At 71.0% G+C, this 21,508-nt stretch carries 16 protein-coding genes; 8 read left to right on the top strand and 8 right to left on the bottom strand.

Annotated features, from left to right (window positions below; all coding sequences use genetic code 11):
- Positions 1 to 11: 11 nt before the first annotated feature.
- The gene (locus GTZ93_RS08835) at positions 12 to 404 is read left to right on the top strand and encodes a hypothetical protein (protein WP_139917068.1); all 393 of its coding nucleotides are present in this window, start codon (positions 12 to 14) and stop codon (positions 402 to 404) included.
- A gap of 73 nt (positions 405 to 477) precedes the next feature.
- On the opposite strand, the gene GTZ93_RS08830 is transcribed toward GTZ93_RS08835, so the two are convergent.
- From GTZ93_RS08830 to GTZ93_RS08805, 6 genes are all read right to left on the bottom strand, one after another.
- On the bottom strand, positions 478 to 3,822 hold the full coding sequence (locus tag GTZ93_RS08830) for a protein kinase domain-containing protein (RefSeq protein ID WP_139917066.1): 3,345 nt from the start codon (positions 3,820 to 3,822) through the stop codon (positions 478 to 480).
- Between the two features lie 4 nt (positions 3,823 to 3,826).
- Positions 3,827 to 4,651 (bottom strand): hypothetical protein, encoded by an 825-nt coding sequence (locus tag GTZ93_RS08825; RefSeq protein WP_233597447.1) that lies wholly within the window; start codon positions 4,649 to 4,651, stop codon positions 3,827 to 3,829.
- Positions 4,652 to 4,677: 26 nt separating this feature from the next.
- Positions 4,678 to 7,278: a TonB-dependent receptor gene (locus tag GTZ93_RS08820; RefSeq protein WP_139917064.1), complete on the bottom strand. Its 2,601-nt coding sequence runs from the start codon at positions 7,276 to 7,278 to the stop codon at positions 4,678 to 4,680.
- Between the two features lie 236 nt (positions 7,279 to 7,514).
- Positions 7,515 to 8,441, bottom strand: a complete 927-nt coding sequence (locus tag GTZ93_RS08815; protein ID WP_233605253.1) for a PhnD/SsuA/transferrin family substrate-binding protein — start codon at positions 8,439 to 8,441, stop codon at positions 7,515 to 7,517.
- Positions 8,438 to 10,951 carry a tetratricopeptide repeat protein gene (locus tag GTZ93_RS08810; RefSeq protein WP_139917063.1) on the bottom strand — a complete coding sequence of 838 codons (2,514 nt, stop codon included), beginning with the start codon at positions 10,949 to 10,951 and terminating at the stop codon, positions 8,438 to 8,440. The genes GTZ93_RS08815 and GTZ93_RS08810 overlap by 4 nt, the downstream gene beginning before the upstream one ends.
- An 8-nt stretch (positions 10,952 to 10,959) precedes the next feature.
- Entirely contained in the window at positions 10,960 to 12,759 is a 1,800-nt protein-coding gene (locus GTZ93_RS08805; protein ID WP_139917061.1) for a PP2C family protein-serine/threonine phosphatase, read from the bottom strand.
- Between the two features lie 345 nt (positions 12,760 to 13,104).
- On the opposite strand from GTZ93_RS08805, the gene GTZ93_RS08800 reads away from it, so the two are divergent.
- The 3 genes from GTZ93_RS08800 to GTZ93_RS08790 all read left to right on the top strand — a co-directional run bounded on the left by GTZ93_RS08800 (position 13,105) and on the right by GTZ93_RS08790 (position 15,761).
- Positions 13,105 to 14,112, top strand: coding sequence for a thiamine pyrophosphate-dependent dehydrogenase E1 component subunit alpha (locus GTZ93_RS08800; RefSeq protein WP_120596976.1), 1,008 nt, complete (start codon positions 13,105 to 13,107; stop codon positions 14,110 to 14,112).
- A gap of 2 nt (positions 14,113 to 14,114) precedes the next feature.
- The gene (locus tag GTZ93_RS08795; protein ID WP_139917059.1) at positions 14,115 to 15,170 is read left to right on the top strand and encodes an alpha-ketoacid dehydrogenase subunit beta; all 1,056 of its coding nucleotides are present in this window, start codon (positions 14,115 to 14,117) and stop codon (positions 15,168 to 15,170) included.
- 96 nt (positions 15,171 to 15,266) lie between these two features.
- On the top strand, positions 15,267 to 15,761 hold the full coding sequence (locus GTZ93_RS08790; protein WP_120580247.1) for a GNAT family N-acetyltransferase: 495 nt from the start codon (positions 15,267 to 15,269) through the stop codon (positions 15,759 to 15,761).
- Positions 15,762 to 15,820: 59 nt separating this feature from the next.
- Here GTZ93_RS08790 and GTZ93_RS08785 read toward each other — a convergent pair whose 3' ends face one another.
- The gene (locus tag GTZ93_RS08785; RefSeq protein WP_120580246.1) at positions 15,821 to 16,177 is read right to left on the bottom strand and encodes a TIGR02266 family protein; all 357 of its coding nucleotides are present in this window, start codon (positions 16,175 to 16,177) and stop codon (positions 15,821 to 15,823) included.
- 127 nt (positions 16,178 to 16,304) lie between these two features.
- On the opposite strand from GTZ93_RS08785, the gene GTZ93_RS08780 reads away from it, so the two are divergent.
- The 4 genes from GTZ93_RS08780 to GTZ93_RS08765 all read left to right on the top strand — a co-directional run bounded on the left by GTZ93_RS08780 (position 16,305) and on the right by GTZ93_RS08765 (position 19,599).
- Entirely contained in the window at positions 16,305 to 17,198 is an 894-nt protein-coding gene (locus tag GTZ93_RS08780) for a hypothetical protein (protein ID WP_257979086.1), read from the top strand.
- Positions 17,199 to 17,414: 216 nt separating this feature from the next.
- On the top strand, positions 17,415 to 18,692 hold the full coding sequence (locus tag GTZ93_RS08775) for an SGNH/GDSL hydrolase family protein (RefSeq protein ID WP_139917057.1): 1,278 nt from the start codon (positions 17,415 to 17,417) through the stop codon (positions 18,690 to 18,692).
- A 100-nt stretch (positions 18,693 to 18,792) separates the two neighbouring features.
- Positions 18,793 to 19,146 (top strand): DUF2845 domain-containing protein, encoded by a 354-nt coding sequence (locus tag GTZ93_RS08770; RefSeq protein ID WP_120580244.1) that lies wholly within the window; start codon positions 18,793 to 18,795, stop codon positions 19,144 to 19,146.
- Positions 19,147 to 19,245: 99 nt separating this feature from the next.
- Complete coding sequence (locus tag GTZ93_RS08765; protein WP_139917055.1) at positions 19,246 to 19,599, top strand: DUF2845 domain-containing protein; 354 nt, start codon at positions 19,246 to 19,248, stop codon at positions 19,597 to 19,599.
- Here GTZ93_RS08765 and GTZ93_RS08760 read toward each other — a convergent pair.
- Positions 19,593 to 21,500, bottom strand: coding sequence for a CotH kinase family protein (locus GTZ93_RS08760; protein WP_139917053.1), 1,908 nt, complete (start codon positions 21,498 to 21,500; stop codon positions 19,593 to 19,595). The two genes, GTZ93_RS08765 and GTZ93_RS08760, sit on opposite strands and share 7 nt — an antisense overlap.
- Between the last annotated feature and the right edge of the window lie 8 nt (positions 21,501 to 21,508).

The following is a 21,508-nucleotide window of genomic DNA, read 5'->3' as shown; positions in this document are numbered from 1 at the left end:
GCACGAACACCATGGGTCTCGCCGAACGGTCGGAGATGGCCGCGTTCAAGAACGACACCTTCGCCTCGAAGGTGGCGGAGCTGAAGGAGGCCGCGGCGGGCGCGGACATCCAGGTGACGCTGGACGAGGCGAGCTTCACCACCGTGGCCGCCATCCAGATGCTCTCCAACGGCGTCTTCGACCGGCTCATCGACGACATGAAGTCCGTCTGTAGCGACGCCATCGGAAAGCAGGCCGTCCGGGAAGGCATCCAGACGTTGCACATCGTCCACAAGGACGCGCCGGGCTTCACGCTGGACCTGACGGACGGCACGCTCACCCTGCGCGCGAAGGTGGACGGCTCGCTCGGCGAGGACCTGCCGGGCTACGGCACGTACCGGGCCTTCCTGCTGAAGAAGCTGTAGGCCCCGCACGGCCTCACCGACCGGAGGGCCGCTTTGTCAGCGGTGTCCTCCGGCACGGGACATTCCGTCCGGCTCAGGGCACGTCCAGCACGACGCCCTGCCCCGGGACGGCCATCACCCAGCGGACGACGTCGGGCTTGCCGCCGCAGGTGACGCGCACCTCGAACTCGCGCCCCGCGGGCATCTGGTTGGACAGGGGCGTCTGGCCCTCCAGCACCTGCGAGCCCAGCGCCACGCGGCAGCCTTGGGCACCAGTGATGCTGAGCATGCCCCGGGCCTCCGCCTGGGGCGGGGCGTCCGCGAGCGTGCGCAGGTCGATGTGCTCCGACTTCGGCACCTTGCCGAAACGGTGCAGCTTGCCGTCCACGGCCGTGGAGATGAGCCAGCCGGTGTTGCCTTCGGGCAGGCCCTGGCTCGCATCCAGCAGGACGCCGGACACGTAGACGCGCTCACCCTCCTGGGCGTTGCGCACCTCCACGCCGCCCTTGGGCAGCAGGAACACCAACGCGAGCCCCGCGAGCACCAGGCCCACGCCGCCCACGATGAGCCCCTTGCGCTGACCGGGCGTCAGTCCCTTCCCCGTCGCTTCGGCGCCGGGCGCCTGAGCCGTGGGGGAGACCGCGTGGACGGGGGCCGGCGGCGCGGCCACGGGAGCCGCCGGAGGCCGCGTGGGCGGAGCCACGGGAGCGGACACCGGCGGAGCATGCGGGGCAGCCACGTGCGGCGGCGGCGCGGCCACGGGGTGGTGTCCCCCATAGGCCGCGTGGGAGCCGGTCGGCGGCGGCGCATGGTGCCCCAGCGGCGGCGGCGGGGCGCTTCCCTGCTGCGCGTGGGCGGCCCCGTATTGCGCGTGGGTGCCCCCATGCGACGGGGGCGCTGCCACGGGGTGCGGCTGCGGAGCCGCGGTCAGCGGGGCGACGGACGGCACCGCCACCGACGGACGCGCGGGCGCCTGCGGCGGCGGCCCCACGCGCGTGGGCACGTTGGCGGACGCCGCGGGGCGCACCGCGGTGGGCGGCGGCATCGGCGACGTGGGCGGAGGCGCGGCCGGGCGCGACGGACGGGGCGCGGCGGCCACGGGCGGTGCCACCGGAGGCGCGGAGGCCATGGGCGGCCCGTTGACGGAGACGACCTCGGTGCCCCGCTCGGCGGGCTCCGGCGGGGAGGCCACCGGGGGCGGCTCCATCCGGGGCATGCTGCCGGAACCGCCGCGCACGGGCGGACGGGACAGGTCCGAGGGGGCCCGCATGTCGCTGCCCGAGCCCGTGCCCACGTTGCGCGAGTGCGAGCCCGTGCCCGGCATCAGCGCCCGGGGGTTGGAGCCCGTCCCCGGGCCGGCGATGGATGACGGCGCGTACTCGGAGAGCCGGTCGCCCAGCGTCTCCTTGAAGAACTGCGCCACCGACGCGGGCGACGAGGACAGCCGGTGGTGCGCGATGACGGCTTCAATCTCCTCGCGCATCGCCGCCGCGGAGGGCGTGCGCCGCGCCGGGTCCTTCACCAGCGCGCGCAGGATGAGGTCCGACACGTCCTGCGGGATGTGGGGCCGCAGCTGCGAGGGCACCGGCGCGGGCTCGCGCACGATGGCCGCGAGCGTGGCCGCGTCATGGTCCCGGCGGAACGGCAGCTGGCCGGTGAGCAGTTCGAAGAGCACCACGCCCAGCGCGAACACGTCGTTGCGCCAGTCCAGCGGGCGGCCGCTGGCGGCCTCCGGGGAGAGATACGAAATCTTCCCCTTGATGACGCCCGCCTGCGTGTGCTCCTCGCCCTGCACCTTGGCGATGCCGAAGTCCGACAGCTTGATGGCGCCGTCCAGCGACACCAGCACGTTGTGGGGGCTGACGTCGCGGTGCACCACCGGGTGCGCCGTGCCGGAAGGGTCCACGTAGCTGTGCGCGTAGTGCAGGCCCGCGGCGACCTCCGCCACGATGCGCAGCGCGTGCTCCAGCGGCAGCGCCATGCCCTTGCGGCGCAGCTCCGTGAGCAGGCGCTTCAGGTCCGGGCCGCGCACATACTCCATCAGGATGTACGCCACACCGTCCGTCACGCCCACGTCGAAGGTCTGCACGACGTTGGGGTGCGTGAGGCGCGCGTTGGCGCGGGCCTCCGCGAAGAGCATGTCGACGAACTCAGGATTCTCAGCGAACTGCGCGAGAATCTTCTTCATCACCACGAACTTCTCGAAGCCCTTCACGCCCTGCTGCTTGGCGAGAAACACTTCCGCCATGCCGCCCTGCCCCAGCCGGCGGATGATCTGCAGCCGCGCGCCGCTGGTGTGCGTGTCCGTGGCTGACGAGCCCCGGGCGCCGGGGTCCGTGTTGGTGGAGCCGAAGAGGTACTGACTGAGCGCGCGCTGCTCCAGCGCCTCGATGTCCTCCAGCGGCTTGTCGGTGAGCGGCGTGCGCGCGAGCAGCCCCTGGAACTGCGCGAGCGCCGGAGCCCGGGCGCTGCCGCCGCAGACGGGGCACACGCGCTCCATGGTGCCCTTGGCGCGCAGCACCTCCAGGTACTCGGAGGTCTGGATGCGCTGGTGGGTGACCTGGCCGCAGTTGCGGCAGTCACACGGCAGCCACAGCGTGGCCAGCTTCGCGGGCAGCGTCTTGGTGGACTTCGCCAGCACGGCCAGCAGCGGCGGCGGCACGCGGCACAGCACCACCTGGGCGCCCTGCGCGGCCACCTCCAGCACCTGTTCGATGCGCGGCAGCGCTTCCTGCTCCACCACGCTCACGTGGCAGCAGTCGAACGCGACGCGCCCCTCCAGGCCGGACGCCAGCCGGCGCACGTTGAGGTCGCCCTTGAGCGTACTGGCCAGGGTGATGAAGGTGATGTCGTCCTGGACGATCTTCAGGTGCGACGAGAGCTCGGACGGCTCCGACGGGATGCCGGAGCGCAGGTAGCGCAGCACCGCGGGATCCACCGCGGAGAACTGCTGGCGGCGCGCGAAGTCGAAGAACTCCGTGGGCTCGTCCGCGAACTCCAGCGGCTGGGAGCACACCGGGCACTGGTGCGGCGGGGCCCCGCCCTGCTCCAGCACCTTCGCCTCCTCCACCAGGCGGACCAGCCGCAGCCGGTCCTCCTTGCAGAAGCGGCACGTGTACGGCGCCAACAGCGAGAGCACGCGCGCGACGCCCGCGAAGCCCTCCACCATGTTGAGCTGATCCACCACCACCGGCGGCGCGTTGACGACGTACAGCCCCGACACGCCCTGCGGCGGGTGGCCGGCGAACTCGATCCACCGGCGCACACCGAAGGAGCTGATCCGCTCCACCAGGCCCAGGTCCACCACCACCAGGCCCTGGATGCCCTTGGAGGCTGGCGTGAGGGGGAAGGTTTCGTCGATCACCCCGGCCACGCGCACGTGGGTCAGACTGCCCACGCGCAGGGAGGTGATGCTGGCATTGGAAGTTTGGCTCTCCACCCGCCTACCCTCGTTCCAGACTGAACAGCAGCGACTTGGGCTGCGCGGCCCGACGGCGACCGTCGCCCAGGTCCACTCCACAGGCGAACTGTGTGCGCTTTCCCGGAGTCACCCGCACCGCCACTGCGTCGCTGTGCTCCAGGATGCGCCGCAGACCCAGGCCCGCGCCACCACCCGAAGCATCCACCTGCGCCTTCTCACCCCAGGCCTTCACCACCCGCACCAACGGTGACACCGACAGGCGGCCGAAGCGGTCCGTCGCCTCCAGCCACGCCCTGCCGTCCGCCACCGCCCACGACACCAGGCAGCGGTCTTCATCCGCCACCGACTGCACCTGGCCGCGCCGGTGGGCGTACTTCGGCTCGCCGCTTCCGTCCACTGGCGCGTCGAGCAGCGCGTTCACGCCAATCTCATGGACGACATCCGCCACCCGGCTGGCCGCGCCCTTGGAGCCGCCAGCCTGGAGGACGGCCTCGGCCGCGCGCTCGCCCACGGCCGTCACCTCCGCCACGCTGCCCAGCCACGCCACGGACGTGGCTGCTTCCTTGGGGATCATGGGCTCGCCGCGCAACAGCGCGCTCAACAGCCGCGCCTCCCAGGCGGACGGCTGGCCGCCCTCACGGGTGGCCAGCAGCAGCGCCGGGGGACGGCGTTCCAGGAGCGCGGCGTGGGCGGGAGTGAACCGCCCGTCGAACAGCACCAGCTGCGGCGCCGCGTCGTCACCGCGCCCCAACAACAGGCCGTCCCGGGCCAGCACTCCGGAGGCCTTCTCCAGCGCCTCCGGCGTGAGCGTCGTGTCCGGCGTCAACTTCAGGGGAGCATCCTTCACGGCGGCGACGGTATCCAAACAGCGCCCTAATAATGGAGTCGAACTTCTGTGAAGACGCCCAGCGGCGGTGCGGGGAAGCCGTGGGACTCCTCGTACTTCGCGTTGAAGAGGTTCGTGCCCAACAGTGACACCGCCACGCGCTCGTGGACGTTGAAGCCCACGCGCGCGGTCGCGGTGATGTAGCTGGGCAGCTTCACGCGGGTGGTGGTGCCGGCGTTCTCGTCCACCACGAAGCCCGGATCATACCGGGCGCCCACGAACAGGCCGTAGAGCTCCACGAAGGCGAACTTGCCGATGTTGGTGCGGCCGCGCAGGTAGACGCGGTGGCTGGGCGCGTAGTCCAGCGGGTAGCTGGATCCGCCGCCCACCGGCAGCGCCTGGGCGTCCAGGAACTGGTAGGCCACGTCGAAGGACGAGTTGAGGGACGGCACCTGCGCCGCCGCTTCCGCCTCGAAGCCCGCCACGCGCGCGTCGCCCAGGTTCTTGAACTGGGACGTGGAGCCGAAGAGGAGCTCCTGATTGATGAAGTTGCGGGCGCGGTTGTAGAAGCCCGTGCCCGTCAGGCGCACCCTGCGGTCCAGCGGCCAGAAGTCCACCGCCGCCTCCACCGTGTCCAGCGTCTCCGCGCGCAGGGACGGGTTGCCCAGGAGCGTCGCGGCGTACATCTGCTGGTTGATGGCCAGCTCCGCCAGCGTGGGCGCGCGGAAGGCGCGGCCGTAGTTGGTGCGCAGCGTGAGCAGCTCCGGGATGGCGTGGAACACGACGCTGGCGCGCGGGGACACCTGATCCGTCTTCGCCTCCCAGACCTTGGAGGGGATCTGGTAGTTGTCGTAGCGAGCGCCCGCACCCACCACCAGCCGGTCCGTGATGCGGTACTCCGCGTCCACGAAGCCGCCCAGGATGGTCTGCTTCGTGTCGTCCAGGGTCAGGCCGGGCAGGATGTTCTGGTTGTTCACCTGGTCGGCCTTCACGTCGCCGCCGACGGTGACGGAGAGCTTGTCCAGGGAGAACAGCGCGCGCGCCTCACCGCCCAGGCGGCTGCGCTTGCCCAGCGTGTCCTCCAGGGCGCCGGTGATTTCATTCTCCAGCGTCACGTTGCGGCGCTTGAAGAAGGCGTAGGCCTGGGCGAACACGCGCACGTTGTCCGTCACCTGCTGATCCAGCTGCAGGGCGGTGTTCAGGTTCTGGACGTGCTCGTTGTCCTGCGCGGTGTAGTGGCAGCGGCCGCAGTTGCCCACGGTGGAGATGTTCTGACCACCGGGCCGGCCGATGTTGCCGTCCGTGAAGTCCGCGTCCAGCGCGAGAGGACCCACGCGGACCTTGCCGTTCACCTGGTGGACCAGCGAGTCCTCGTTGGTGTCCGTCTGGTTCAGCTGCGGGTTGTTGAAGAGCTGCGGGCCGTCCGAGCCGAAGCCGTAGTAGCCGAGCAGCGCCTCCACCGGGCCGCCGCGGCCGGCGACGTTGGTCTGCAGGCGCCAGGTCTTGTCCTGGCCCGCGAGGATGCGCGCGTCGGCGCCCACGTTCTGGCCCTTGGCGATGAGGTCCGCGGGCTGGCGCTCGATGATGTTGATGACGCCGCTGAAGGCGTTGGAGCCGTAGAGCGACGAGCCCGGGCCGCGGATGACTTCCACCTGCTTCAGGTTGGTGAGCGGCGTCGTCTCATCCGCGTAGAACTGGCCCGTCCAGGGGTCCGTCAGCGGACGGCCGTCCTTGAGGAGCAGGAGGCGGTTGGACAGGTAGTTGGAGCCCAGGCCGCGCGCGCTCACCGCCGCCTTGCGCATGGAGCCCCGGCGGCACTCCATGCCGGGGAAGTACTGGATGGCCTCGCAGAGCGAGAACTGGCCGGTGCCCTCCAGCTCCTCCGCCGGAATCCAGGACACCGTGAGGGGCACGTCGGAGATGCGCTGGCTGCGCTTGGACGCCGTGGTGACGACGGCCTCGCTCAGCGCCCTGTTGATGTTCTGCTCCAGGTCGTCGCCACCGCCCAGGTCCGGGCCGTCCAGGCCGGAGAGGCTGGAGGGCGGCGGCAGCGCGCGGTCGGAGGTGGGCTCCGTGAAGGGCGCGCGGTCCGGGACGTTGTCCGCCGTGCGCGGCTGTGACGACGGGAGCACCGCGCCGGCACCCAGCGTGGGCGCGGGCGGCGGGTTGGACGGGATGTCCGAAGTCAGCGGCCCGTCATACGGCGACGGCGAGGCCACGGGCAGCGGATCCGAAACGGACGGGCCAGGGCCGGCCACGGGGGCGAGCGGCGCGGGCGGCGGCTCGGTGGCGAGCGCCGGCGGCTGCGCGGCGGGCTCGTCCCCGGGAATGGGCTCCACGTCCGTCGGCGGGGGCTGCGCCTTCGCGCCCCGGCGCGTCTTCGCCGTGCGCGGAGGCTTCGCGCCGGGCGTGGCGGCCTTGGCACCCGGCGTGGCGGCCTTGGCGCCCGGCGTGGTCGCCGCGCGCTTGCGGGGGGCCTTGGTCCGCGTCTTGGGGGCGGGCTCCTGGGCCTCCTGGGCCTGGGCCGTCTCCACCGCGAAGAGGGACAGGGCGCAAACCACCAGGGTCAGGCACGCGCGCGCGCCCATCCGACCGGCAAACCCCTTCACCGCGTTGGTGCGCGATCCACCGTACTCAGTCGAGTCCATCGTTCTCAATTCCACGAGGGGAAGCAGGGGGTATCCGCGGTTCTAGCGCCAGGAACCAGAGCCGGTGCGACTGGCAATTGTTCTCAGGGATGAGTTTCCACCCCTGAACGGTGGCGTTCCGCTCGACTTCTCAAATTACCGCAATAACTCGCCTTAGGCCAAGTCATGGCTGTCGATCGCGGTGAAACACGCGCACGGCGGTGGAAACCCCGTGCGCGGATCAGCTCACGGCGCAATCAGTCATCCGGCTGTTCGGCGGAGACGGCCAGGTCGTCCACGAACGGCGGGAGGGCGGGACCCAGCGACTCGGATTGGACGAGCACGGGCGTCTCCACCCGCAGGTCGGGAGAGTCCGCGAGGACGGGCTGACGGCGCGGGGGGCCCTGGGTGACGAGCTTGCGGAAGTCCTCGAACTCGCGGCCCTGGATGCGGGCGAAGGCGTCGAACGGGGCGACCGCACCCACGGAGGACAGGGACTGGGACAACGCGTCTCCCCCGCCCTTCAGGTCCACCAGCACGGCGCCCGGCACCCGGCTGCTCTTGAAGAGCACCCGCATGTCCTTGGGCACGTGCGCCACCGGCACGAGCGCGGCCTCCGCGCCCTTGGCCTCCAGCATCTTCACCGCCGACTCCACGTTGGGCACCGGCACCAGCTTGAAGTGCTTCTGGGCATCCAGGTCGCCGCCCAGCACGACGTGGGAGACGAACTTCGGATCCGCGGAGCCCGCGCCCTTGACCAGCGCCATGCGCTTGCCGGCGAGGTCCTTCACGGTGCCCTTCTGGAGGGAGATGATGGCCCAGCGCTGCTGCGTCTCACCGGCGCGCGGCGCGTACGCCACCGGATCCGCCTTGGAGCCCAGCTGCACCGCGGCCCAGCCGTCCACCACGGCGAAGTCGATCTGCCCCTCCCCCACCGCCTTGGAGAAGTCCTCGTAGCGGCCAAAGCTCTTGGCGCCAACGGGGCGGCCCAGGCTGGCCTCCAGCTTCTGGGCGAGCGCCTCCGCGTACTGGAAGCGCTCCTGACCGTCCGACAACGTCGTGGCGAGGAACACGCCCAGCGTGGCCTTTTTCGGCGCGGCGGACGCGGGGCTGGCAACGGAAACGGCGAACAGCACGGCGGCGAGCAGGAGGCTCCCCCGCGCGACAAGGGATGGCGTCTTCACGGCGTCTCCTCCGCGACCCCGGTGGCCGGCGTGACGCCCTGCGCGTCACCCAGTCCATAGAGGCCCTGCAGGCGGTCCTTCCATTCCCGCACCTGGGCAGCGCGGGGGCCCGCGCCAGCAGCCAGGTAGCGGCGCCAGGCGTCCACGGCCTCGGCGGGTTCATGCCGTCGCTCCTGCGCGTCGATGCCCAGGTTGAGCGAGGCGACAGGTACGGCGGTCTCCAGGCGCTTCCACGTCGCGAGCGCCGAAGCGCTGTCGCCCTGGCGCCAGCCCACGCACGCCAGGTTGTGCTGCACCAGCGCGTCGTCGGGCGTCGCGGCGAGCGCGGCCTTCAGCGCCTTCTCCGACGCCTTCATGTTGCCAGAGGCGTACGCGAGCGCCGCCTCACGCCGCAGCAGCGCGCCGGTGAGGTTGCCCATCCACTTCGGCTGCCCGGGCATGGGCTTCTTCTGCGCGGCGGTGAGCAGCTTGCGCGAGGGCGCGACCTTGCCCTGGCGGTAGAGCACCCACGCGTCCGCGAGCGCGCGCGTGTTGGGCCACGCCCATTCCGGTGCAGGCGTGAGGGAGCGCTTGAGGCCCGCGGTGGCCTCCGCGAACTTCCCTTCTTCCGCGCGCGTGAGCGCCCGGGCGAAGGCGGCCAGCTTCGCCACGTCCGCGCGCTTGCCGGTGCCCAGGCGGTCCACCGCGTCCAGGTCCCGGTTCGCCGCGGCGGCGTCGCCCGTCTCCAGCTTCGCCAGGGCCCGGCGCACCAGCACGCGAGGCAGGTTCGCCTCCGCCACCTTCGCGGCCGTCTTGGAGGGCCCCGCGTCCGTCAGCCGCTGCACGGCGGCGTCCACCTGGCCCAGCTCCACTTCCGCGAGCGCGGCGCCCGCGGACGCTTCCGCGCGCTGATCCGGCTCCTGCGTGGCCTCACCTGACTGGGTGAACGCGGCGAGCGCGGCCTGCGCATCGCCACCGCCCAGCCGGGTGTAGCCGAGCAACAGGTGCTCGCGCCAGGTCGCGCCCGGCAGCGTCACCGCGCCCTCCATCACCTTGCGGGCCTCCGCGAACTGGTGGCTGTCCAGGAGCGCCGCGCCCAGCCGGCGGGCCATGGGCACGGAGCGGTCCAGGTCATACGCGCGGCGCAGGTCGCGCACGGCGTCTTCCAGGCGCTGGGTGCCGGCGCGATCTCTCGCGCGGTGGGCCAGGGCCCGGGCCAGCCACTGCTTCGCGCCGGGGTGGTTGGGTTCCACCTGGAGCGCGCTGCCGTAGTCCTCGATGGCCTGATCCCACTGGCCGGTGGCGAAGTGATCCGCGCCCAGCAGCACGTGGCCCAGCGCCTGGCGCGGGGCCATCTCCACCACGCGCCGGTGCACCTCCACCGCGCGCTGGTAGCGGCCGGCGCGGCGGTTGACGGAGCCCAGCGTCGCCCACAGCTCCAGGCTGCCGCCACCCGACTTCACGGCGGACTCCAGGAACTGGATGGCCTCCTCGTGGCGCGCCTGCGCCTGGAGCGCCTTGCCCACGGCAATCTGTCCCAGGAGCAGGCCCGGCTGCAGCTCCAGCACCTTGCGGAACTCCGCTTCCGCCTGCGCGGGCTGCTTCTGCGCGAGCCGCACGTCACCCATCAAGAGGTGCGCGGCGGGCGTGGAGCCCAGCTTCATCAGGGCGGTGGCCTGCAGGTCCGCGCGCGGCACGTCGCCCGCGGCCAGGTACAGGCGCGCGAGGCGCTCCTTCGGCTCCGCCACCTGCGGGAACTTCGTCACCAGCCGCTCCAGGAGCGCGCGGGACTCCGGCACGTGGCCTTCCATCTCCAGCACGGCCGCGAGGCCGATCTGCGCCGTCGCGGACTCGGCCCGGCCGGCCTGCGCCTTCTCGAACGAGGCGCGCGCGGCGACGGCGTCCCGGCGGATGAGATGCGCCTTGCCCAGCAGTTCGTGGATCTGGAAGTCGTTGCCCGCGAGCTTCTCCGGGCGCAGCGTCAGGTAGCGCTGCAGCCGCGTCACGGCGCGGTTCCCGTCCTGGACGTACAGGTAGTAGCTGGCCAGGTAGTAGTGGACGATGAGGTGGTCCGGCTGATCCGCGGCGGCCACCTGCTCCAGCACCGGCACCGCCTCCTGGAAGCGGCGCAGCTTGAAGTACGCGGTGCCCAGCGGGTACGCGAGCGACAGCTCCTGCGGGTTCTGCGCGAACACCGGCGCAAGGCGCGTCACCGTGCGCTGGAAGTCCTGGAGCGCGTTGGCGGCGCTGCCCAGGCCCGCGGCGGCGAACACGGACTGGGGCTCCTGCGTGAGCGCCTGCTCGAAGAGCTGGAGCGCCTTCTTGAACTTCTCCTCCGCCTCCTTCTTGTCACCCTTGGAGGCGGCGGCGTTGGCGGACACGAGGGCCTGCTCGCCCTGCTCCGTCATGCGCTGCGCCTCGGTGGCGGGCGGCGGGCGGAACTGGGCGAGCGCCGCCGGCGGACCGGCCAGGGTGGCCAGCAGGGCGAGCGCGGTGGAGACGCGGCGCGGGGAACGAAGGAATGGGCGCATGCGATTCGTCAAGGCGAGGGGGCGGGGCTGAATTCGGCGACGATGACGGTGATGTCGTCGCGCTGGGGCTGGCCGGCGCTGTACGCGCGCACGTCCGCGAGGAGCGCGTCGCGAAGGGCGTCGGCGGGGAGGTGGGCGTGGGTCTGGAGCGCGGCGGCCAGCCGCTGCGTGCCGTAGAGCCGGTTGGCACCGTCGCGCGCCTCGGTGAGGCCGTCCGTGTACCAGACGATGATGTCGCCGGGGCTCAGCACCGCCTGGCGCGACGTGAACTGCGAGGCGACGTTCGCGCCCAGCAGCGGGCCACGCGCGGGCAGCGAGGCCATCTGCCGCGTGTTCCGGTTGTAGATGGCCGCCGCCGGGTGGGCGCCCGCCGCGTAATCAATCTGCCCGCTGTACACGTCGATGACCGCGAGCGCGCTGGACATCTGGTGCTCGCCGCGGCCCACGTTGGCCAGCGTCACGTTGAGCGCGGTGATCAGCATCTGCGCGTGCACCTGCGACGGCTCGCGCAGCGTCATGGCGGAGGCGAAGCCGCTGGTGGCGCTGGTGGCGACCAGCGACGTGGACAGACCGTGGCCCGTCACGTCTCCGATTCCAATCACCACGCGCCGGTCGTCCAGCGCGGCGCGGAACCACCAGTCGCCGCCGCACGCGTCCGCGGGCACCACCAGCCCGGCCAGCCGCAGCGGCCCCACCGTCACGGCCTCGCGGCCCGGCAGGAGCGTCTCCTGCACCGTGCGCGCGAGCGACACCTCGCGCTCCAGCTGCGCCTTGGCGCGCACGTCCTCCAGCAGGACCTTGATGCGCTCCGCCATGTGGTTGAACACCACGCCCAGCGTCGTCACCTCGCGGCCCGCGCCCGGCGCCGTGCCCGCGCGAGCGCCCAGGTCACCGGCGGCCAGCTGCATCACGCGGTGGGTGAGCACGCCCAGCGGCTTGGTGATGCGGCGGCTCTGGAAGGCGGCCAGCACGCCGGCCAGGACGACGAAGCCCACGCCCAGCCCGACAATGCGCAGCGTGTTGGCGCGCACCGCGGCGCGGTTGGTCTCCTCCAACTCATGCAGCTGCTTCTGCAGGTCCTCCAGCGAGTAGCTGATGACGACCACGCCCTTGCCGGCCTGCGAGCCGTAGTCGAGCGGCTCCTGGAACTCGAAGACGGGCTGGCCCTGGAAGAAGGCGCTGGCCCAGCGGCGCTCCGCGGTGCGGCCTCCGGAGGACTCGCCCAGCTTGGCGGACGGGTCGCTGTCCGCGACGAGCTGCCCGTCCGCGTCGAACATCTGCACGCGCAGGATGTTTCGGTTGTCCGCGATGATGGAGCGCGCCACTTCCGTGAGGAACGCGTAGTTGTTGTCGCGCAGGCTGGTGGCGGAGGTGAGCGCCAGCGTGTGGCTCACCGTCTGGCCCAGTTCGCGCGCCTGGGACTGGAGCCGCTGCGTGAAGCGGTCCGACGTCGCGGTGAGCTGCGCCTCCGTCGTCTTCGCGGACAGCGCGGCCAACAGGCCCACGATCACGATGACCAGCGCGCCCGTGGTGAGCAGCAGCAGCTGATCCAACCGGAGCCCGCGGATGGCCGCCACGTTGGGCAGCTCGCCGGCCTCCATGGGCGCGATGACCGTGCTCGTGGGCTCCGTCGCCGGCAGCCCCACCGAGCCCGTCAGCCGGGTGGCCGTGTTCTCCCCACGCAGCCCGGTGAGCTCCCGGGAATGGGTGCCGGTGTACTCCGGTGGAGGAGGCGGGGTGCCGGGCGCCGCATCGGATGCATCAGGTGATTCGGGCACGGGATCGAGGCGCGGGTTCGTACGGGACAAAGGCACACCTGGGGGAGCCCGCGTCGGAGAACGCGGTCGGGGCGGGGCGGACTCTATCTCACTTCCTGATTGACGCGAGGAGTCCACCTGTCGGGCTATTCCTCGCGGTCGCCCCCTCACCCGCCCCCCCAACGGCCGTGCGATCAGCCCGGACCGGGAGCGTCCAACCGCCTCCTGGAAGCAGCACGTCACGAGGGCATGGATGAGTTCCGCTCATTGCCGCGTCGCGCCACCCGGGGGCAGAAAGGTGCTGGCGAACACCCAAGACATCAGGGTCCTTGAGTCGGGAGGCCGCGTTCGGAGTATAGGGGCGTCCCTTTCTTTCCCCTTCGAGGTCGTCCGCCCGTGTCTCGGCCCCGGTTGATCAAAGAGAACTCCGCGCCGCTCTCCCTGCCCCGAGAGCAGCTCATTCGCATCCATGACCTGATGGTGAAGGCGCGCGTCCTGGAGGAGCGCCTGATCCAGATGTACAAGCAGGGCCACGGCTACTTCTGGATCGGCGGCCCCGGTGAGGAGGCGTTCAACGTCCCCCTGGGCATGCTGATGAAGGTCGGCGAGGGCCCGGCCTACGACTACCTGCACGCGCACTACCGTCAGTCCGCGACGCTGCTCGCCATGGGCGAGGAGCCCATCGGGGCGCTGCGGCAGATGAAGAACACGGCCACGGACCCCTACTCCGGCGGCCGCAACTTCGCGGGCCACTTCAGCCGGCGCTCGAAGAACATCGCGCCCGTCACCTCCCCCATCGAGGTGCAGTACGCCGTCGCGCCGGGCACGGCCATGGCCCAGAAGCGCCACGGCGGCGACGGCATCACCATCGTCACCGGCGGCGACGCGGGCACGGCCGAGGGCGATTTCGCCAGCTGCCTCATCTGGAGCAGCCGTCCGGCCAACCCGCTGCCCATCCTGATCATCGTCACCAACAACAAGTGGGGCATCAGCACCACTTCGGACGGCCAGCACGGCGAGACGAACATCAGCGACCGCGCGCGCGCCTTCAACATCCAGGCGAAGACCATCAACGGCATTGATCCGGTGGAGTCCTACCAGGAGATCCAGGCCGCGATGGAGTACGTGCGCAAGGAGCGCAAGCCCTTCTTCATCGAGGCTCGCGTGTCCCGCCTGTACGGGCACTCGTCCGCGTCCGGCGCCAACTTCGTGAACGAGGAGCAGGACTGCCTGCGCCTGTTCGAGGCGCGGCTGGAGCAGGAAGGCGTCCTCAACCGCGAGCAGATGGACGAGGCGCGCACCCGGTATTCAGAGGAGCTGGCCGCCGCGGCGCGCACCGTTCGCGACGAGCCGCAGCCCTCTGGCGACTCCATCTGGGAACACATCTACGCGGAGAAGAAATAACCATGGCGAACATGGCACAGGCCATCCGCATGGCCCTGCACTACGCGGAAGAGAACCTGGGCGTCACCGACATCTTCGGCGAGGACGTGGGTGCCCCGCTGGGCGGCGTCTTCACCTGCACGCAGGGTCTGAAGACGGCGTGGAACAGCCCCCTGGACGAGCGCGGCATCATCGGCGCGGCCATGGGCCTGGCGATGGCGGGCCACCGCCCCGTCGCGGAGATCCAGTTCTGCGACTACATCTACAACACCATCGACCTGCTCAAGCTCGTGGGCAACACGCACTGGTCCACGAACGGTGACTGGTCCGTGCCCATGGTGGTGCGCACGCCCGTGGGCAGCGGCATCCGCGGGTCGCTGTACCACTCGCATTCCTTCGACGCGACGATGACGCACATCCCCGGCTGGAAGGTCGTCATGCCCTCCACGCCGCTGGACGCGTACGGGCTGCTCATCTCCGCGTGCCAGGAACCCAACCCCGTCATGTTCCTGGAGCCCAAGGCGCTCCTGCGCGTGAAGGGCGACGAGCGCATCCCGGGCGAGCCCGAGGACGACCGCGCGCTGTCGAAGATGATCGACGCGCCCCTGGGTGACCGCTCGCAGTGGAAGCCCCAGTGGCCCCTGGTGGAGGCGTTCGCCATCCCCATTGGCAAGGGCAAGCTCGTGCGCGAGGGCACCCAGGCCACGGTCATCAGCTACGGCCGCACCATGCCCCTGTGCATCAAGGCCGCCGCCCAGTTGGAAGAAGAGGGCCTGAGCGTGGAGGTCATCGACCTGCGCTCGCTCTGGCCGTACGACTGGGAGATGATCAAGGCCTCCGTCCAGAAGACGGGCCGCGTGCTCTTCGTCAACGAGGACACGGAGGTCACCAACTTCGGCGAGCACCTGGTCCGGCGCACCGTGGAGGAGCTGTTCTACTCGCTGCTCGCGCCGCCCCGGCTGGTCGCCGGCAAGTTCGTCCCGGGCATCGGCCTGGCGGACGCGCTGGAGATGGCGTCCGTGCCGCAGCAGAACGACGTCACCACCGCCCTGCGCAACCTCTGCCGCGAGCAGCCGTAGGCGCTGGCCCGGGTTTCCGCCTACACCGCAGAAAGACATCCGGGCCGCCGTTCCTCTTTGGAGGCCGGCGGCCCAGTCGTTAGAATCCCAACTTCCGTGTCCCAGCCCATCGTCCGCACCATGACCCCCGCCCCAGACGCCAACGCCTTCCGCATCCGCCGCGCGCGTCGCGGTGACGCCGAGGTCATGGCCCAGCTGCTGCGCGAGCTGGGCTACCCCCAGGGCACCGATCAGCAGACGGTGCACTGGGTCATCAGCCATCCGGAGATTGAAATCTTCGTCGCGGGAGACCCCCAGGACCGCGCGGTGGGAATGGTGTCCTTCTCCCACCGGCCGCAGCTGCGGCTGCGCGGGCGCGTGGCCACCGTGGACGAGCTGGTGGTGTCCGAGGGCTGGCGCCGCCGGGGCGTGGGCCGCGCGCTGCTCGCGCAGGTGGCCCAACGGGGCAAGGTGCTGAGCGTGAAGCAGCTGCAGCTCATCGCCCCCATCAACGTCACCGAGGAGACGCGCGCCTTCTACCGGGCGTGCGGCTACGTGGAAGGTGACTCCGGGGTGTTCCGCCACGCGGAGTACGAGCAGCCCCAGCGGTAGCGGGAAGCGTCCGCGAGGGCCCGGCGTCCTGGCCGGGCTCCTTCGCGGAGTGAAGCGTTTCAGCGCTTGAAGCTCGCGATGACGCGGCGCAGGCGCTCGTGGTCCTCTTCGCTCACGTCGATGAAGCGCACGCCGATGGCCTCCGCCTCGTCGCGCACCCAGGCGACGACGGCGGTGAGGTGGAAGTCCTCCCCGTCGATGACCATGGCCAACCGCACCTGCGCGCCCACGTCGTAGGACTTGCGCGTGCGCAGGCACAGACCGCCAGCGGACACATTCAGCGAGTAGGCCCGCAGCGCGCGCGCCGCGTCCTCCATCTGCTCGAAGCGCACTTCGAACCGCGCCGCCACGCGCTCCTCGGCGCGACGGTTCATGTACGGGTCTGGCTCCACCGGCCCATCCAACTTCGTGTTCATGCGCACCCTGACCCCCTCGGTTCTCGGACCGGAAGTGTCGGCTGGTTTCCAGGCCCGGTTCAAGGGCCCACGGACAACGGAATGGCTCGTGTAAGTCCCAGGCTACTTCGAAGCCAGGAGTTTCCGGATGAGTGCACGTCTCGTGTTGTTGGGTGGAGCCCTGATGTTGGGGCTGTGGGTGGCGGGCTGCGATGACGGAGAAACTGTCCGCCCGCCAACGGATGGGGGCACGTCCCTGGATTCCGGGACCAATGGCGGAGATTCCGGGACTGTCGATGCTGGCGATGGCGGCGGCGGTGGAAGCTCCGACTTCGCGTGCAACGTGGCGAAGCAGGAGGGCTGTGCCGCGGGCCAGAGCTGTCTCTACACGGACCTGGCGGATGGCGGCACGGGCAGTCAGTGCTTCGCGGCCGCGTGCGACGTGGTTCGCCAGGACTGTCCGTCCGGACAGCGGTGCACCTACGTGGGAACGGACGGAGGCACCACCGCGCGCCAGTGCGTCGCCGCGGGCACCGCCACGGAGGGCGCGCCGTGCACGCTGGCCGAGTCGCCTCCGGGCCAGACGTATGACACGTGCGCCGCGGGCCTGTACTGCAAGGACGCGTCGCAGGACGACGGCGGCACGGGCTTCTTCTGCCGCAAGCTGTGCCACGCGCCGTCCGACTGTGGCTCCGGCGAGTGCAACACCGTGCTGCGGCTGAACGGCACGCGAGAGCTGCCGCTGGTGTGTGGCCCCGCGTCCGCGCGGTGCGATCCGTTCGCGCAAGACTGCGAGAGCCCGCTGGCCTGCTACCCGGCCGCCAACGGCGCGGTGTGCGCGGGCCAGGGTTCGCTGCCGGAAGGCGCCGCGTGCGAGTTCAGCAACCAGTGTTCACAAAGCAGCACCTGCGTGATGACCGGCGGCAGCGGCACGTGCCGGACGCTGTGCCGCCTGCCCGCGGGCTCACCGGGGTGTGCGAACGGCGCGACCTGCCGGGCCATCAACAACAACAACGGCGACGTGGGGGCCTGCGTCCCGTAGGCAGCGGATTGCCCACGGAAGGAAGCGTCCCCACCCGGGGTGGCGAGCGCGCGGGTCCGCCAGGGGCCCGGCCCGCCACCTCGTGGGGGAAGTCCTGCGCCGTCCGTGCCCGGCTGTTGGAAGTTCACGGTCCGTGGCGATTGGCTCGCGCCATGAATCCCCGGGTCGCCACGCGGGCACATCGTGCACATTGTCTTGCGCCGGGAGGTCGTGGGCATGGGTCTGAGGATGGCGCTGCGCTGGGGGTGTTTCGGTGCCCTGAGCGTGCTGGTGGGGTGTGGAGGCATGGATGACGGCCGCTCGCCCGAGGAGTCCTCCGGGCCGGGCCGCACGGACGCGGAAGTGAACGCGCCCGCCGCCACGGAGTCCGTGGAGGCCGCCCCCACGCTGACGCTGCACGACGGGCACCAGGTGCAGGCCACTCCGCCCGTGGCGCCCCTGCCCACTCAGTTCCAGCCCGCCTTCCATCAGTCGCTGCGCGAATCCGTCTCCGTGGGGAGCTTCACCACGTACCGGATCAAGGTGCCCCTGGGGCGCGCGGGCAGCCGCGTGCGCGTCACCTTCCGCTCCGGCGACGGCAGCCTGACGCTGCAGCGGGCCACGGTGGCGAAGGCCGGCGCCAATGGCGCGCTGGGCTCCGCGCCGGTGGCGCTCACCTTCGGCGGACAAGCGGGCTTCACCACGGGCACGCGCACGCTGGTGACGTCGGATCCCATCGCCTTCCCGGTGGGCTTCCGAGACGAGGTGGCCATCTCCTTCGAGGTGAAGGGCGCGCTGGGCAAGAGCCGCATCCAGGCGTTCCCGGACAGCTGGATGAGGACCGGCGCCTTCGCGACGACGCAGGGCGCGCTGGGCGGCCAGACCTGGGAGTACGCCACGGGCGTTGCGACGGTGGACGTGGAAGGCGCGCCGGGCCGGGCCTTCGTCGCCATTGGAGACAGCATCACCGAGGGCTACACGGGCACGTGGAACGACACGCGCAACGCGTGGCCGTCCCGGGTGGAGAAGCAACTCGGGGTGCCGGTGGTGAACTCGGGCGCGTCCGGGCAGGGGTTCTGGGACGCGAACCTCCAGCTGCCGCAGGAGGTGCTCTCCCTGCAGGGCGTCACCGACTGCGTCGTCCTGCTGGGCGTCAACGACCTGGCCGCGGAGGGCATGACGGTGCCGAAGCTGCAGCAGCGCATGACGCAGCTGCTGGATCAGCTCCAGCCCATGTGCAAGCTGTGGGTCAGCACGCTGCTGCCCAAGGAGAAGATGGGCGCGGACGGCGGTGACTTCGAGCTGATGAAGGCCCAGCGCCACGAGTTCAACGCGTGGCTGCGCTCCCTGACGCGCGCGCAGCTCATCGACCTGGAGGCCGTGACGCGGCAGCCGGGCAACGTGGACCTCTTCATCGACGGACTGGAGGTGGACGGCATCCACCCGTCCGTGGAAGGCCACCGGGTCATGGCGGACGAGGCGGCGCGGACCCTCAAGGCGAAGGGCGGTCTGTAGCGCCTGCCCGGCTGGAAACCGTACGGAGGGTTTGAATAGGTTCGCGGCCGTTGCGTCCAGGCGGTGTTCCCGTCTTTCACAACTCCCGGAGCTTTCCCCCATGCGCGCCCTTCCCACCGCCCTCGTCGTCGCCTGCCTCGCCCTGCCCTCGCTCGCCCACGCGGCGTCGCTGCGGTGTGGCAACAAGCTCGTGTCGGAGGGGGCGTCGCAGGCGGACGCGGTGGCCAAGTGCGGCCAGCCCGTGTCGACCGAGACCAAGCGCGAGCGCGTGACCAACAAGTCCCGGGAAGGCAGACGGGACGGGTCGCGCCGCGGGGATTCCTCCACGGAGTTCTCGACCTCGACCTCCGTGGAGGAGTGGACCTACAACTTCGGGCCCAACCGGCTGTTGCAGGTGGCCATCTTCCGCGACGGCCTGCTGGTGGACGTGCGCAGCGGCGGCTACGGCTACTGAGTCCAGCGCCGCGCGATCTGGTCTTGGCGGTTGAATAGCTTCGGGGCCGCCACGTCCAGGCCGTGTTCCCTGCCTTTTCTCCTCCTCGGAGCGTCCCCCATGCGCGCCCTTCCCGCCGCCCTCGTCGTCGCCGGCCTCGCCCTGCCCTCCCTCGTCCACGCGTCCGCGCTGCGCTGCGACAACAAGATCGTGTCGGAAGGAGCTTCGCAGTTGGACGCGCTGGCCAAGTGTGGGCAGCCCGCGACGAAGCAGAGCAAGACGGAGTACGTGACCCACAAGGTCAAGGAAGGGGCGCGGGGTGAGACGCGCTACGGGGAGGCCTCCACGGAGGTCACGACCTCCACGACCGTGGAGGAGTGGACCTACAACTTCGGGCCCCACCGGTTGATACAGGTGGCCATCTTCCGCGACGGCCGGCTGGTGGACGTGCGCAGCGGTTCCTACGGCTACTGAGGCCCCAGGTACTGCTCCAGCTGTTGGCGCATGATCTCCGGCCGCCGGATCAGCGCTGACCGGAAGAACAGGAGGTTCTCGCGCCAGCCCTCCATGGAGGCCGGCTGGCTCCAGCGCGCCACCTGGTCGGGCATCTCCAGCTCGAGCGCCTCCGCCGCCGCGTCCAGGGCCGCCGTCACCCGCTCCTCGGCGAAGGTGTGCTCGATGTGCCAGAGGAAGCGCTCGATGAAGCGGGCCTTGAACTCCGGCGACTGGAGCAGGCCCCTCAAGAGCAGCGTGGACCAGGCCCCCGCATCCGACGTCTCGTCCAACACGCGCCCCAGGCTGTCGTGGTCCGGACCGTGGAACAGGGCGGCGTCCAGGTCGTACACGAGCCAGCGCCAACGGCCGTCGTGTCCAAGGGCCGCGCCCGGCTCCAGCTTCTTCGTGCGCAGCCGCCAGAACTTCACGTTGTTCCGCGGCCAGTCCGAGTTGCCCAGGTAGAGCTGCGCGACCTGGTATTCGATGAAGTCCTCCACGTCCATCCGCGCGCGCACCCAGGCGGAGTGCTCCGGCACCGACAGGTCGTGCGTCGCCACGTAGTCGATGAGCTCCTGATAGGGCTGCTCGTCTCCCTCCTCCCCCACGTCCAGGACCCCGGCGTTCTCCAGGATGACCGCCTTCTTCCGGTCCACGCCGTAGTGTGAAGCCAGGTAGTACTCGTCCAGGCGCTCGCGCAGCTCGTGCAGGCCCCAGTACTCGCCATTGAGGAACACGAGCGTGGGACGGCAGGCCTGGATCGCGAGCCGCGTCTCGGCCAGCAGGCCCTGAAGCATGCAGTCACGCAGCTTGGTGACGCCCTGGTCCTGTCCGGACGTGCGCGCGATCAGCCGGGTGAACTCCGTCACCGGGGAGCCGGGGAACACCGGCCCCGCGAACGTCTTCGGGCCGTAGTCCTCCTTCGCGTACAGCCGCAGGCTCTTCTGCGGAAACGCCGCGCTGCCAGAACCGTGGATGCGCACGCCCGCGTCCTGGGCGAACACGCGCTGGCCGGAGGTTTCGAACCACTCCACGTGGACGGGGCGCTCCCACTCCTTGCCGTTCTGCCTGTAGTTGGCCGCGAGCGGATCATCGGGCCGGGCCTCGGCGGCGAGGCCGGGGACGTAGATGCCCGTCTCCGGGTCGAAGAAGTTCGCCGCGTCGGTGACGAGCGACAGCACCGGCAGCGTGTACGGCGCCCGGCCAATGACGAACGTGCGCGTGCGGACCGGGCCCACCGGCTCCGCGCCCGCGAACTGCCGGTAGCGCACCACCGCGACCTGGGGCGGCTCCTCCAGCGGCGCGATCCACCGCAGGACTTCCGGGGCATCCAGCGGCGTCGTGGGGACGAAGGACCACCGCGCCGGTGGCGTGGAGCGCGCCAGCAGCGCGATGGGGGCCGTGTAGCGCGACGACTCGGGCGTGGGCGTGGAGCCGTCCCGCGTGAAGTACGTCCGCAACCCCTGGGCCGTGGGCAACGCCAGCAGTGTCTCCGGTTGATAGAGCCCGGGCCGCGCGTCGAACGTCAGGTGCTGGAAGTCGACGCGGGCCCGCGCCTCGGCCCCCTGCCTGTCGCGCGCCACCACCTCCAGCGACAGCGCGCGCCGGCCTGGCCACCAGGGCAGGCTCCAACGGCCACTGTCGATGTCGGCATGGCCCAGGAAGCGCCCGTCCTCGTACACCTGCACCCGTGACGGCCCGGCGTCGCTCGCCACCGCGCCGAACAGCCGGTGCGTGTCCGGTTCGTGCCCGTCGATGGTGACGCGAGGCCCGGAGGGCGGTGGAAGCTCGGCCTCATTCAGCCGCCGCTCGGGGGCGGGCTCACAGCCGGCCCCGGCGAGGAGGAGACCCAGGACGAAGGACGCGAAGTGACGGAGACGCATGAGGGTCT

Origin of the sequence: Corallococcus exiguus, assembly GCF_009909105.1 — a bacterium.
In the GTDB taxonomy this organism is placed as follows: domain Bacteria; phylum Myxococcota; class Myxococcia; order Myxococcales; family Myxococcaceae; genus Corallococcus; species Corallococcus exiguus.
Note: the sequence above shows the minus strand (reverse complement) of the source record. Positions and strands in the feature narration are given on the sequence as shown.

Excerpts from the sequence above, each read along its gene's own strand:
- GTZ93_RS08810 (WP_139917063.1), bottom strand. The coding sequence starts at position 10,951 with ATGCGCCCATTCCTTCGTTCCCCGCGCCGCGTCTCCACCGCGCTCGCC.
- GTZ93_RS08760 (WP_139917053.1), bottom strand. The coding sequence starts at position 21,500 with ATGCGTCTCCGTCACTTCGCGTCCTTCGTCCTGGGTCTCCTCCTCGCC.
- GTZ93_RS08835 (WP_139917068.1), top strand. The coding sequence starts at position 12 with ATGGGTCTCGCCGAACGGTCGGAGATGGCCGCGTTCAAGAACGACACC.
- GTZ93_RS08765 (WP_139917055.1), top strand. The coding sequence starts at position 19,246 with ATGCGCGCCCTTCCCGCCGCCCTCGTCGTCGCCGGCCTCGCCCTGCCC.
- GTZ93_RS08780 (WP_257979086.1), top strand. The coding sequence starts at position 16,305 with ATGAGTGCACGTCTCGTGTTGTTGGGTGGAGCCCTGATGTTGGGGCTG.
- GTZ93_RS08820 (WP_139917064.1), bottom strand. The coding sequence starts at position 7,278 with ATGGACTCGACTGAGTACGGTGGATCGCGCACCAACGCGGTGAAGGGG.
- GTZ93_RS08785 (WP_120580246.1), bottom strand. The coding sequence starts at position 16,177 with ATGAACACGAAGTTGGATGGGCCGGTGGAGCCAGACCCGTACATGAAC.
- GTZ93_RS08775 (WP_139917057.1), top strand. The coding sequence starts at position 17,415 with ATGGGTCTGAGGATGGCGCTGCGCTGGGGGTGTTTCGGTGCCCTGAGC.
- GTZ93_RS08795 (WP_139917059.1), top strand. The coding sequence starts at position 14,115 with ATGGCGAACATGGCACAGGCCATCCGCATGGCCCTGCACTACGCGGAA.
- GTZ93_RS08770 (WP_120580244.1), top strand. The coding sequence starts at position 18,793 with ATGCGCGCCCTTCCCACCGCCCTCGTCGTCGCCTGCCTCGCCCTGCCC.